Source organism: Cobetia sp. LC6, assembly GCF_030264805.1.
Classification (GTDB): domain Bacteria; phylum Pseudomonadota; class Gammaproteobacteria; order Pseudomonadales; family Halomonadaceae; genus Cobetia.
Genome location: NZ_JASSPL010000006.1, coordinates 76,734 through 90,210, shown reverse-complemented (window position 1 = coordinate 90,210; position 13,477 = coordinate 76,734). Strand labels below are relative to the sequence as shown.

The 13,477-nt window shown below is 62.3% G+C and carries 9 protein-coding genes and 3 tRNA genes; 9 read left to right on the top strand and 3 right to left on the bottom strand.

The features are described from left to right. Positions 1 to 366: 366 nt before the first annotated feature. Both fdxA and mutS read right to left on the bottom strand, forming a co-directional pair. Positions 367 to 690 carry a ferredoxin FdxA gene (fdxA, locus tag QQF40_RS09170; protein ID WP_043333067.1) on the bottom strand — a complete coding sequence of 108 codons (324 nt, stop codon included), beginning with the start codon at positions 688 to 690 and terminating at the stop codon, positions 367 to 369. A 260-nt stretch (positions 691 to 950) separates the two neighbouring features. Further along, positions 951 to 3,530, bottom strand: coding sequence for a DNA mismatch repair protein MutS (gene mutS / locus QQF40_RS09165; protein WP_285461141.1), 2,580 nt, complete (start codon positions 3,528 to 3,530; stop codon positions 951 to 953). A 166-nt stretch (positions 3,531 to 3,696) separates the two neighbouring features. Here mutS and QQF40_RS09160 point away from each other — a divergent pair, with 166 nt between their 5' ends. The 9 genes from QQF40_RS09160 (at position 3,697) to QQF40_RS09120 (ending at position 11,915) form a co-directional block, all read left to right on the top strand. Next, entirely contained in the window at positions 3,697 to 4,233 is a 537-nt protein-coding gene (locus QQF40_RS09160) for a CinA family protein (protein WP_282627913.1), read from the top strand. Between the two features lie 215 nt (positions 4,234 to 4,448). After that, on the top strand, positions 4,449 to 5,516 hold the full coding sequence (gene recA / locus QQF40_RS09155; protein WP_175089629.1) for a recombinase RecA: 1,068 nt from the start codon (positions 4,449 to 4,451) through the stop codon (positions 5,514 to 5,516). Between the two features lie 172 nt (positions 5,517 to 5,688). Further along, positions 5,689 to 6,333 carry a regulatory protein RecX gene (locus QQF40_RS09150; RefSeq protein WP_502871430.1) on the top strand — a complete coding sequence of 215 codons (645 nt, stop codon included), beginning with the start codon at positions 5,689 to 5,691 and terminating at the stop codon, positions 6,331 to 6,333. Between the two features lie 242 nt (positions 6,334 to 6,575). Beyond that, the gene (gene alaS, locus QQF40_RS09145) at positions 6,576 to 9,179 is read left to right on the top strand and encodes an alanine--tRNA ligase (RefSeq protein WP_175089628.1); all 2,604 of its coding nucleotides are present in this window, start codon (positions 6,576 to 6,578) and stop codon (positions 9,177 to 9,179) included. A 109-nt stretch (positions 9,180 to 9,288) separates the two neighbouring features. Then, a complete protein-coding gene (locus QQF40_RS09140; RefSeq protein WP_175089627.1) occupies positions 9,289 to 10,536 on the top strand; it encodes an aspartate kinase in 1,248 nt (415 codons plus the stop codon). 358 nt (positions 10,537 to 10,894) lie between these two features. Next, complete coding sequence (gene csrA, locus QQF40_RS09135; RefSeq protein WP_043332937.1) at positions 10,895 to 11,086, top strand: carbon storage regulator CsrA; 192 nt, start codon at positions 10,895 to 10,897, stop codon at positions 11,084 to 11,086. A gap of 463 nt (positions 11,087 to 11,549) precedes the next feature. Next, positions 11,550 to 11,642: transfer RNA gene (locus QQF40_RS09130), tRNA-Ser, on the top strand. Positions 11,643 to 11,664: 22 nt separating this feature from the next. Next, positions 11,665 to 11,741: transfer RNA gene (locus QQF40_RS09125), tRNA-Arg, on the top strand. 97 nt (positions 11,742 to 11,838) lie between these two features. Continuing rightward, a tRNA-Arg gene (locus QQF40_RS09120) sits at positions 11,839 to 11,915 on the top strand. Between the two features lie 331 nt (positions 11,916 to 12,246). On the opposite strand, the gene QQF40_RS09115 is transcribed toward QQF40_RS09120, so the two are convergent. Next, complete coding sequence (locus tag QQF40_RS09115) at positions 12,247 to 13,323, bottom strand: tRNA dihydrouridine synthase (protein WP_175089718.1); 1,077 nt, start codon at positions 13,321 to 13,323, stop codon at positions 12,247 to 12,249. Positions 13,324 to 13,477: the final 154 nt, after the last annotated feature.

Sequence of the window (13,477 nt, the reverse complement as noted above, 5' to 3'; positions counted from 1 at the left end):
CTAACGGGCATTGCGGTGGGACAGCTGCGCGAGCAGTGCTGCAATGCCCGCCACGCGTGACGGTGCGCCCCGAATGACAGGATGTCGTGAAGGGCAGGGACAGCACTCAGGAGTGCGATCCAGGATGGATCGACAGGGACACGCTTGGAGCGGGCGACCTTACGGGGTCGCCCTTTTTTTATGTCTGGAGGTCGGGGGGGGAGGAGTTCTCAGCGCGAGCTCTTCAGGCACAGGCTTCAGGCATCAGATACAGAAACGGCAGCGGCTCCCGGGGGAATCGCTGCCGTTTCTGTCGTCAGAGCCGGGCTTTGCCCTGTCAGGGCGGGCAAGCCGCTAGCCACGCGAGATGCGGGTGACTTGAGGGGCTTACTGCTCCAGATACTCAAGCTTGCCGTCGACACCATCCCACTTCTCGGCGTCTTCCATGGCGTCCTTCTTCTCGCTGATGTTCGGCCAGACTTCGGCCAGATCGGCATTCAGCTCGATGAATTCCTTCTGGTTCTCCGGCACTTCATCCTCGGAGAAGATGGCTTCGGCGGGGCATTCCGGTTCGCACAGCGCGCAGTCAATGCACTCATCCGGGTTGATCACCAGGAAGTTCGGGCCTTCGTAGAAGCAATCCACCGGGCAGACTTCCACGCAGTCGGTGTATTTGCAGCGAATGCAGTTCTCGGTGACGATGAATGCCATGCAGGTCTCCTGACGCGGATTGGCGTCTCTCTCGTAGGTCGTGGTCCAGGCGCCCACCATGTGTCGTCTCGGCGACATCATGGCCTTCAGGTTATAAGCGGCGCAGATGTTATAAGGCGTTATTCTAGTGGCGCTCTGCCGCCCCCGCAATCAGCAGGGGCGGATCGTTTTGGAATGGTGCTATGCCCGAAGGTTGCTGTCGAGTCTTGCCATTCACTCTTGAGCCTTGCCGTTCCTTCTCGGAGCAGGCGTGACGGCACTCAGCGCTGCCGGTGCCATTCGTAGATCAGCTCCAGCGCTCGCTTGGGGCTCAGATCATCCGGGTCAAGGCCGTTGAGGGCTTCGACGACCGGATGCGGCGGTGCCGCGAACAGGTCATTCTGTTGCGGTACCGGCTGGCCCAGCGCATCCTCGCGCGCCACCTGTGGGCGATCGATTTCCTGCTGCTCCAGGCTGGTCAGCTTCTCGCGCGCGCGCAGGATGACGCTCTGCGGCACCCCGGCCAGCTGGGCCACCTGCAGGCCATAGCTCTGGCTGGCAGGGCCTTCCTCGACGCGGTGCATGAAGACGATGCCATCGCCGTGCTCAGCGGCCGTCAGGTGCACGTTGGCGACGGCATCGGCATGCTCGGGCAGCGCCGTCATCTCGAAGTAATGGGTCGCGAACAGGGTAAAGGCACGCGTGCGCGCCAGATGCTCGGCGCTGGCCCATGCCAGTGACAGACCATCGAAGGTCGAGGTGCCGCGGCCGATCTCATCCATCAACACCAGGCTCTCGTCAGTGGCGTTGTGCAGGATGCTGGCGGTCTCGGTCATCTCGACCATGAAGGTCGAGCGGCCGCCGGCCAGGTCATCCGATGAGCCGATGCGCGTGAAGATGCGATCCAGCGGGCCGATGCAGGCGCGCGTCGCCGGCACGAAGCTGCCGGTATGCGCGAGCAGAGCGATCAGTGCCGTCTGACGCATGTAGGTGGATTTACCGCCCATGTTGGGGCCGGTGATCACCAGCATGCGCCGCGTATCATCGAAGCGCACATCGTTGGGGACGAAGGGATGGTCGCTGACATGTTCGACTACCGGATGGCGGCCGCCTTCGATGTCGATGCCCGGGGTCTCGCTGAGTTCTGGACGCACGAAATCGAGCGCGGCGGCGCGATCGGCGAAGGCGGTCAGCACATCCAGTGATGCCAGCGCACGGGCCGTCTGCTGCAGGCCATCCAGTTCGGTATTCAGATCATCCAGCAGGTGCTCATACAGCAGCTTCTCGCGCGCCAGTGACTTGGACTTGGCGGACAGCGCCTTGTCCTCGAATTCCTTGAGTTCGGGGATGATGAAGCGCTCGGCATTCTTGAGGGTCTGGCGACGGATGTATTCCGGCGGGGCCTCGGCCGATTGCGAGCGCGGCAGTTCGATGAAGTAGCCATGCACGCGGTTGTAGCCGACCTTGAGGTTGCTCAGGCCGGTGCGCTCGCGCTCGCGAGTCTCGAGTGCGACCAGATACTGGCCGGCGTTCTCGGACAGGCCGCGATACTCGTCCAGCTCATCGTCGTAGCCATCGGCGATCACGCCACCATCGCGCAGCACCACCGGCGGATTCTCGACCAGCGCCTCGCTGAGCATCGCGGAAAGTGCCGGGAACAGGCGGATGGCATCGCGCAGGTCATCGATGGCGCTGCCTTTCTCGACGCTGGCGAGCACGGCGCGCAGCTCGGGCAGGGTGTTGAGACCATCGCGCAGGCGTGCCATGTCCCGGGGGCGTGCGCTGCGCAGCGCGACACGGGCGAGGATGCGCTCCACATCTCCGATGCGCTTGAGCAGGCCTTGCAGTTCGAAGGGGTAGTCGCCATCCAGTAGACGCTGTACCGCCGCCTGACGCTGGCCGATCTGGCGCTGATCGCGCAGCGGGCGGTTGAGCCAGCGCTTGAGCAGGCGTGAGCCCATCGCGGTCGCGGTGACGTCAAGCACGCTGGCCAGCGTGTTGTCGCCGGTGCCACCCAGGTTGGTATCGATCTCGAGGTTGCGGCGGCTGGCGGCATCGATCACCACCGAGTCATCGCGGCTTTCGACGGCCAGCGCGGTCACGTGGGGCAGGCCGGTGCGCTGGGTGTCGCGAGCATAGTCGAGCAGGGCACCGGCTGCCGTGACGGCGCGCGTCAGGTGGCTGCAGCCAAAGCCGTTGAGGTCCTGGACGCCGAACTGATCGCACAGCAGGCGCAAGGCAGTCTCGTGATCGAAGTGCCAATCGCTCTGGCGGGTCAGGCCTGGGCGCGAGGACAGGCTGGCGGGGAGGGTACGGCTTTCGCCGACCATGACTTCGGCAGGCGACAGGCGCTGGATCTCGGCCAGCAGCTCGTCATCACCATTGACCTCGAGCACGCTGAAGCGACCGGAGGAGAGCTCGAGAGCGGCCAGGCCCCAGGTCTCTCCATCACGGTGCAGCGCCACCAGCAGGTTGTCGCGGCTGGCATCCAGCAGCGCCTCATCATGCAGCGTCCCCGGCGTGACGATACGCACCACCTTGCGCTCGACAGGCCCCTTGCTGGTCGCCGGGTCACCGATCTGCTCACAGATGGCCACCGATTCGCCCATCTTGACCAGACGTGCCAGATAACCTTCGGCGCTGTGGTAGGGCACCCCTGCCATGGGGATCGGTGAACCGCCGGAGCTGCCGCGCGCCGTCAACGTGATATCGAGCAGTTGTGCTGCGCGTTTTGCGTCCTCATGAAACAGTTCATAGAAGTCGCCCATGCGATAGAACAGCAGCACGCCGGGGTGCTCGCGTTTGATCTTCATGTACTGCGTCATCATCGGCGTCATCTGGGGCGCGCTGTTCTTGGCCATGGCCATGGACTTCCTTGACTGCACTGCAATGGGAAAAAGCACACATGCGAGAACACGGCATGCGGGATGCGCGATATTCTACGGACTGGCGCGGCCGGCTCCAATGCCTGTGATGTCTCATGCTCGCTGCCCTTTTCACTTGATGACCTTTACAGGGAGAAAGTTCGTGAGCCAATTGACTGGTACGACACCCGAGGCTGCGTGCGTGAATGCTCTGGCTGAGCAGTTGCAGGCGCTGGCGATCGCGCGCGGCGTGCGCGTCACCACCGCCGAGTCGTGCACCGGGGGCGGCGTGAGTGCCGCGATCACGGCGATTGCCGGCAGCTCCAGCTATTTCGATGCGGGCTACGTGACCTATTCCAATGCCACCAAGCAGCGGCTGCTGGGGGTCAGTGAGGCATCGCTTGAAACTTTCGGCGCCGTCTCCGAGGCGGTCGTGTGCGAGATGGTGCGGGGCGCCTGTCGCGACAGCGGCGCTGAGCTGGGGGTGGCGATCAGCGGCGTGGCCGGCCCCGGCGGGGGAAGTGACGAGAAGCCCGTCGGCACCGTGTGGCTGGCGTGGGGGAGCGAGGCGCGCCAGCAGGCACGCTGCTGTCACTTTCCCGGCGACCGGCAGGCGGTGCGTGACGCCGCCGTGCGGGAGGCGTTGCAGGGCTTGATCAAGCGCGTGGAGGCCTTGCAGATCGGCACCGAAGACGCGTGAGTCCGATGCAAGCCCCGCGTTGGGGGTGCTGCCTGAAAAAGCGCACCACCGGACTGGCAGAGCGACGCAACTTGCGGCATTATACTGTCCATGTATACAGGGTTTTGCCACGGCACCTCAGCCGCTAGTCTGACGGTGTCTGCTCAGCTCTCAGTGACAGAATTCTCTATTCCAGGTGGCAGCCCGTGTGGCTCCGCCGTTCGACAGGAGGCCACATGGCAAAGGACGACAATCGTACCAAGGCGCTGAACGCGGCGCTGTCCCAGATCGAGCGCCAGTTCGGCAAGGGCGCCGTCATGCGCATGGGCGATGCCCCGCGTGTGGCCATCCCGTCGGTTTCCACCGGTTCTCTGGGGCTGGATATCGCACTCGGCATCGGCGGCCTGCCCTTCGGGCGCGTGGTCGAGATCTACGGCCCGGAATCCTCGGGCAAGACGACACTGACCCTCTCGGTCATCGCCCAGGCGCAGAAGCAGGGCAAGGTGTGTGCCTTCATCGATGCCGAGCACGCACTGGATCCGTCCTACGCCGAGAAGCTGGGCGTCAATCTGGACGAGATGCTGGTCTCCCAGCCGGACACCGGTGAGCAGGCGCTCGAGATCGTCGACATGCTGGTACGTTCCGGCGGTGTTGACGTCATCATCGTCGACTCCGTGGCAGCACTGACGCCGCGTGCCGAGATCGAAGGCGAGATGGGTGACTCACACGTTGGCCTGCAGGCGCGTCTGATGTCCCAGGCGCTGCGCAAGGTGACCGGTCACATCAAGAACGCCAACTGCATGGTGGTGTTCATCAACCAGATCCGCATGAAGATCGGCGTGATGTTCGGCAGCCCCGAAACCACGACTGGCGGTAACGCACTGAAGTTCTACTCCAGCGTGCGTCTGGATATCCGTCGTACCGGTTCCGTGAAGTCCGGTGATGAAGTCACCGGTAACGAGACCCGCGTCAAGGTCGTCAAGAACAAGGTCGCGCCGCCGTTCCGTCAGGCCGAGTTCCAGATTCTCTACGGCAAGGGCATCTATCACGCCGGTGAGGTGATCGACCTGGGTGTGCAGTGTGGTCTGGTCGGCAAGTCAGGTGCCTGGTACAGCTATCAGGGCAGCAAGATCGGCCAGGGCAAGGCCAACTCCGCCCAGTACCTGGAAGACAATCCCGCCATCATGGAGGAGATTGAAACCCAGATCCGCGCCCAGTTGCTGGCAGCCCCGGAAGCCAAGGAAGAGTCGAAAGAGGCCGCGGCCGCCGAGAGTGAAGACGACCTGGATATCGATCTCGATTGAGGCTCGTCCAGAAGAAAGAGCAAGAGCGCCGGCCGTCAGGCTGGCGTCATCTCAGCGTGTCGTTTCCGACCCGGTGCGATGAACGCAAGGCGCCCGCCCCGATGACTCGGAGGCGGGCGCCTTGCGTTCACGTCCATCGATGTCCTTCTGCTCAACCCCGGAGAGCATGACCATGCACGATGACAGCGCTGAAATGGGCGGGCCTGAATATCAACCGCTCGACTCAGGTGCGATGACGCCGCAACGGCGTGCGCGCAATGATGCCATCGCGCGACTGGCGCGCCGCGAACATAGTCGCCGTGAGCTGCACGACTATCTCAAGGAGCGTGACTACCTGCGGGCGGTCAGCGATGACGAGTTGGCAGAGCGGCAAGCCGCGGGCGAGGAGGGCGCGCAGGCGACCTTGAGTCGCGATGAGGTCGAGCTGCTGATCGAGGAGGTGCTGGAGCGCATGGCCGAGGAGGGCCTGCAATCCGATGAGCGCTTTGCCGCCAGCTTCCTGCGGACGCGCGTCCTGCGCGGGCAGGGGCCGAGGCGTATCCAGCAGGAGCTGCGCCAGCGTGGTATCGATAGCGAGACGCTCAATGCCGTCATGCGTGCCGCCAGTGACCCGACGCCGGATGCCTTCGGCCATGTCGAGGCGGTGGATTTCTTCGAGCTGGCGCGCGAGACGCTGGCCAGGCGCTTTTCCGGCCCCGGCGAGGGACAAAAGGAGCGCGCACGGCGCGAACGCTTTCTGCTCCAGCGCGGCTTCGACTATGAGCAGCTGCGCTATGCCATGGAGTCCGCCTGGAGTGATGAGGAGGAAGATGGCTAGCTGGCGAGCATCTGTTTGGCTCTCATGACGCGCAAACCGGCGCTTCAGGACATTTCCCCCCCTTTAGCTTGCGCGAACAGACGTTATACTAGGTCGTCTTGCGACGGCACGGGGCAGGCGCCTTCTTTCATGCTTTTCATTGCACCTCCATGCATACCCACATGGATGAATATGCAGAAACCATGCGGAAGTCATGCAGAAGACCCCCGGAGCGTCTTTACGCACATCGCTACGGAACCTCTATGAAAAGCGCAGAAATCAGAAACGCCTTCCTGACCTATTTCGAGAAGCAGGGCCATACCATCGTTCCCACCAGCTCTCTGGTGCCGAACAACGACCCGACCCTGCTGTTCACCAACGCCGGCATGGTGCCCTTCAAGGATGTCTTCCTGGGTCGTGACCCGCGTGGCTACAGCCGTGCGACCTCCGCGCAGCGCTGCGTGCGCGCCGGTGGCAAGCACAATGACCTGGACAACGTCGGTTATACCGCCCGTCACCACACCTTCTTCGAGATGCTGGGCAACTTCAGCTTCGGCGACTACTTCAAGCGTGAAGCCATCCAGTTCGCCTGGAAGTTTCTGACCGAAGAACTCGGCCTGCCGAAGGAGAAGCTTTGGGTCACCGTGCACGTCAGCGATGACGAAGCCCGTGATATCTGGTTCAACGAGGTCGGCATCGATCAGAACCGCTTCTCGCGTCTCGACGAGGACAACTTCTGGCAGATGGGCGACACCGGCCCGTGTGGCCCGTCCTCCGAGATCTTCTATGACCATGGCGAAGACGTCGCCGGTGGCCCGCCGGGCAGCCCGGACGAAGATGGCGATCGCTACATCGAGATCTGGAACCTGGTCTTCATGCAGTTCGACCGTGACGCCGAGGGTACGCTGCACCCGCTGCCCAAGCCGTCCATCGATACCGGCATGGGCCTGGAGCGTGTCGCGGCCGTGATGCAGGGCGTGCACTCCAACTACGAGATCGACCTGTTCCAGAATCTGCTGGCCGCCGCGGCCGAGATCATCGGTCACGACAACATCGCCACGCCGTCACTGCGTGTGGTGGCTGACCACATCCGCTCGTGCGCCTTCCTGATCGCCGATGGCGTGCTGCCCTCCAACGAAGGCCGTGGCTACGTGCTGCGTCGCATCATCCGTCGCGCCGTGCGTCATGGTCACAAGCTGGGCGCGCGTGGCAGCTTCTTCTACAAGCTGGTCGCGGCTCTCGACAGCGAGATGGGCGATGCCTATCCGGAACTGCGCGCCGCACGCGAGCAGATCGAACGGGTGCTGCTCAAGGAAGAAGAGCAGTTCGCGCGTACGCTGGAACATGGCATGAAGCTTCTGGAAGAAGCCATCGCTGGCCTCGAGGGCAATACCCTCGACGGCGAGACCATCTTCAAGCTCTACGACACCTACGGCTTCCCGTATGACCTGACCGCCGACATCTGCCGCGAGCGCGAGCTGATCCTCGATGAGGCAGGTTTCCAGGCGGCCCTGGAAGCACAGCGTGATCGCGCCCGTGCCGCCAGCAACTTCGGCGGCGACTACTCCGCCAACCTGGTGCTGGAAGGCGAGACTGTCTTCACCGGTTACGACCAGTTGGAAGGGGAAGCCACCGTCACCTCGCTGTTCGACGCCGAAGGCAATGCCGTCGAGCAACTCGAGGTGGACACCAAGGGCATCGTGGTGCTCGACACCACCCCGTTCTACGGCGAGTCAGGTGGTCAGGCCGGTGACACCGGCTATCTGCATCTGGATGGCGGCCGCTTTCAGGTCAGCGATACCCAGAAGCAGACCGGCCATCACCTGCACCACGGTGTGCTGATCGAAGGCGCTCTCAAGGTCGGTGACAAGGTGCGTCCGCAGGTCGATGCCGAGCTGCGTGCGGCTTCCGTGCGCAACCACTCCGCCACGCACCTGCTGCACGAAGCGCTGCGTCTGGTGCTGGGCGAGCACGTTCAGCAGAAGGGCTCGCTGGTCACGGCCGAGCGTCTGCGCTTCGACTTCAGCCACTTTGAAGCGATGACGGCCGAGCAGCTGTCCGAGGTCGAGCGCATCGTCAACGCGCAGATCCTCGCCAACGCCGAGACCACCATCGAGTTCATGAGCCTCGATGAGGCCAAGGCGCGCGGCGCAGCGGCACTCTTCGATGCCAAGTATGGTGAGGAGGTCCGCGTGCTGACCATCGGTCAGGACGCCTTCTCCATCGAGCTGTGCGGCGGGACTCACGTCAAGCGCAGCGGCGACATCGGCCAGATGCACATTCTCGCCGAAACCGGTATCGCGTCCGGCGTGCGTCGTATCGAGGCCATCACCGGTCGCGCCGCGCGTGACTTCCTGCTTGCGCAGGAAGCGACCCTGACTCGCCTCGGTGAGCGTCTCAAGGCCAAGCCGGAACAGGTCGAGGAGCGCGTTGGCAGCCTGCTGGAGCGCAACCGCGGCCTCGAGAAGGAGCTTGAGCGCCTCAAGGCCAAGCTGGCATCTGCCTCGGCCAGCGACATGCTCAGCGACATCGCGAATGTCCAGGGCATCAAGGTGCTGGCCAAACAGGTCGAAGGCGTTTCCGGCAAGGAGCTGCGCGGCCTGATGGATGACCTCAAGTCCAAGCTCGGTTCCGGCATCCTGGTGCTCGGCGTCGCGGACGGTGACAAGGTCAGCCTGATCGCCGGTGTCACCGACGACCTGACCTCGCGCGTCAAGGCGGGTGACCTGGTACGCCACGTGGCCGAGCAGGTCGGCGGCAAGGGTGGCGGTCGTGCTGACATGGCCCAGGCCGGTGGCAGTGATGCTGCCTCGCTTCCGGGTGCACTGGCCGGTGTGCCATCATGGGTAGACGCCCAGCTGGGCTGACAGTACAAGATGAAGGCCGGGCTCCTCCTGGGGAGACCCGGCCTCTTTTTGGGCTCACATGAGCTTCATGTGGGGACAACGCAAACGGACACGGATAACGGAAACGCACATGGCGCTATACGTTCAGAAGTTCGGAGGCACTTCGGTCGGCTCGGTGGAGCGGATCAAGGCCGTCGCCGAGAAGGTCAAGCGATTCCGCGATGAAGGCCATCAGATTGTCGTGGTCGTCTCTGCCATGAGTGGCGAGACCAACCGACTGATCGGTCTCGCCAGCGAGATCAATGATGACCCGACACCGCGCGAGATGGACATGCTGGTCTCCACTGGCGAGCAGGTCACCATTTCCCTGCTGGCCATGGCGCTGCAGAAGATCGGCGTCGACGCGACCTCCTACACGGGGGCGCAGGTGGGAATCCGCACCGATAGCGCGCACACCAAGGCGCGTATCCAGCGCATCGATACCGATGACCTGCGTGAAGACCTCGACGATGGCAAGGTGGTCGTGGTGGCAGGCTTCCAGGGTGTCGATGAGGAGGGCAACATCACGACGCTGGGTCGTGGTGGCTCTGATACCACCGGTGTTGCCCTGGCTGCCGCACTGAAGGCGGATGAGTGCCAGATCTACACCGATGTCGATGGTGTCTATACCACTGACCCGCGCGTGTGCTCCAAGGCACGTCGTCTGGAAACGGTGACCGTCGAGGAAATGCTGGAAATGGCGAGCCTGGGCTCCAAGATCCTGCAGATCCGTTCGGTGGAATTCGCCGGCAAGTACAATGTTCCCCTGCGTGTGCTGTCTTCCTTCGAGGATGGCCCGGGTACCCTGATCGTCGCTGAGGAAGAAGACAACATGGAAGAACCGCTGATCTCCGGCATCGCCTTCAATGTCAACGAAGCCAAGCTGACTCTGCTCAACACGCCGGATATCCCGGGTGTCGCTTCCAAGATCCTGGGCCCGATCGCCGATTCCAACATCGAAATCGACATGATCGTCCAGAACGTCTCTCCGGACGGCAATACCACTGACTTCTCCTTCACCGTCGCCAAGACCGACTTCAAGGCGACCCAGCGCATCCTGACCGAGACGGTGATTCCGTCCGTCGGTGGTGGTGAGATGCGCGGTGATGACAACATCGCCAAGGTCTCGCTGGTCGGTGTCGGCATGCGTTCTCACGCCGGTGTCGCCTCCAAGATGTTCCGCGTACTGGCGGAAGAAGGCATCAATATCCGCATGGTCTCCACTTCAGAGATCAAGATTTCCGTCCTGATCGACGAGAAATTCATGGAGCTGGCGGTTCGCTCTCTGCACACCGCTTTCGGGTTGGATGCAGAAGCGATCAGCGACGAGACTGCCTGAGTCTCACCACGGAGCGTGCAGCAAGGAAGTCGTAAAGGCACCGACAATCAATGACTTGCCCGAGTCGTGAAGCGTCGGTGCCCAGTCTGGGGATATTGGTCTGGCAGACGTGCGGTACGTGAAGTCGACAGCGCCCGATGCATTTTCTGTCATTCTTCTGAATGTCAGTCTGTGCATCGGGCGCTTTCATTCAACGTGTCTATCGGGTGTGATGAAGGTATGGCATTGGCCGTCGGAGCATGCATGGCGCATAATTCGAGCTTCATGCATCAGGGTGGTCGACTTGTCCCGGTCGATCGCCGCCTCCACATCCCGTTGAAGTCCCAGCTGTTTTGAATTTCTGACAAGGAGATCAGTCATGCTCATCCTGACCCGTAGAGTGGGTGAAACTCTGATGATCGGAGACGACATCACTGTCACCGTTCTCGGAGTGAAAGGTAATCAGGTGCGTATCGGTGTGAACGCGCCCAAGGACGTTGCCGTCCATCGAGAAGAGATCTATCAGCGCATCCAGCGTGAGAAAGAAGACAATGGCGATGCCATTGCCTGACGGCATGCTGCGCCTGCACGTCGCACAACCCTGCACGACCCGATGAACGCCAGCCATTGTCCCCATGGCTGGCGTTCGCGTGTGTGGGCTTGCGGCAGGTGAGGGCGGCCCGTCTGCCCCATGAACAACGGCGTACTTACCTCCATGAGCAGCGGCTCATGCGGGGTGATGAGAGGACGGCTTGTTCAAGTCTGTGTTCCGTAAGGGAAAAATTTGGCTTTTTTCTCAAAAAGGGGGAGACAAGCCGATTCTGGTTCGGTAATATGCCCGCTCCCTTGAACGAGACGCGACGACAGGCTAGCCATCGTCATGTTCTGGTTCATGCGGGGAGATTGCTTGGGGGCGCGCAGCCTCGAGCCTGTTGTCGAGTGGTGATGAGATGTTCAGCATCGAAGCCAAAAAATCGTCACAGAGGCTGGACAAAGCCCAATCAAATGAGTAAGATATGCGCCGTACCTGATGAGGAGAGGTGGCCGAGTGGCTGAAGGCGCTCCCCTGCTAAGGGAGTATAGGGTTTATAGCCCTATCGAGGGTTCGAATCCCTCTCTCTCCGCCATTAGGTACAAATGCAGTAAAATGCGCCCTTAGCTCAGCTGGATAGAGTACCTGACTACGAATCAGGCGGTCGGAGGTTCGAATCCTCCAGGGCGCGCCACTGCAACGCAAGACATGAAGTTGGAAAGACGCAGTACTCGCACGATAAAGTCCTGAAGTCATTTTGAAATGCTCAGGCCACAGATTTCAAGGTTTATGCGCCCTTAGCTCAGCTGGATAGAGTACCTGACTACGAATCAGGCGGTCGGAGGTTCGAATCCTCCAGGGCGCGCCAATTGAAAAACCCGCTTCAACGAAGCGGGTTTTTCTTCGTCTGAAGAAAAGTCAGGCAATGAAAGACGCCAGGCTTTGAGGCCAGGTTCTCAAGCAAGGTTATGAGGCAGGATCAGTGCCGAGTGATCGCCGCCTGCACACCCCGACCCCCGCATTGCCGACGATCTTGTTGTTCTACCGCTTTCCTTGACTGTGATGTCACGCCTTCGGGCGGACGATCGCCAGGGCGCCCTTTTCGCGAGGGGCGCCCTTTTTTTGGTTCACGGATCGGGGCAGTGGCCGGATCGGGTGTTGGCCGGTGCTGATGTTCAGGTTCAGGTTTCAGTTCAGGCTCAGACTGGGGCGTTCACGGCTTCCATTTGCGATGCCTGGGGCGATTCCGATGCCTGAGGAGATTCCGGTGCCTGAGCCGGTTCCGGCATGCGAGTCACTGAGGTGAGAAGACTCGGCGCCAGCTCCAGCGCAGTGCCGGCCACCAGGCCGGTGAAGAACTCGGCGCGCCCCTTGTGACGCTTGATGGCCTGGAAACGGCTTTCGGCTTCTGCGTTGCCGCTCTGACGCATCATGTTCATCCACTGCTTGAGCAGCGGCACCATCACCTTGTCGGGAAGGTGAGCGCAGCGCTCAGCATGAGAGAGCAGCACCTGCGCACGCTGTGTCCAGTCCGTCTCGGGCAGCAGCTCGCCGGTCGCCTGCCAATGCTTGATGCGTGCCGCCAGGAAGGGGTCGGCCAGGGCGGCCCGACCCAGCATGACATCGCGACAGCCGGACAGGGAGCGCGCCCGCCAGTAGCAGTGCATATCCCAGATATCGCCATTGGCGACCACCGGAATGGAGAGCTCGGAGGTGATCTTGCCGATCCATTCCCAGTGCGCCGGTGGGCGATAGCCTTCCTGTTTGGTGCGGCCATGCACCACCAGCTGAGTCGCACCGCCTGCCTCTGCCGCCTGAGCGCAGGCCAGTGCCAGGCGCCGATCATTGAAGCCGAGACGAATCTTGGCGGTGACCGGTACGCCCGTGCCCTCGAGAGCCTTGCGCACGCCTTCCACCGCGCGGAAGACGCGTTCCGGCGAGCGCAGCAGCGCCGCGCCACCATCATGTCGATTGACGGTCTTGGCCGGGCAGCCGAAATTGATATCGACGCTTGGGGCGCCCAGGCGCGCCGCGACGCGCGCATTGATGCCCAGTGCCTCGGGATCGGCCCCCAGCAGCTGCAGGGCGACCGGGGTCGCGTGTCGTGTACGGGCTGTCTGTGTCGGGGAGGCGTCGAGCAGCTCTGGACAGATGCGCTTGAAGACGCGCGGCGGTAACTTGACGTGGGTCACGCGCACGAATTCCGTCACGCACCAGTCGTAGCCGCCAAGGCCAGTGAGACATTCGCGGGTGATGTCATCTATCACGCCTTCCATCGGCGCGATGCCGATGCGGCCGGCCCGCGCGAGGGCCTGTGGGGTCAACGATGGTGTCATTGCAATTGCCGTGGAATCAGGCACTTTAGAGCGACCAACAAGCATTGAATGCAGCTGCATGGGCATACCGACAGAGGCTATCGGCGGCGGAGCC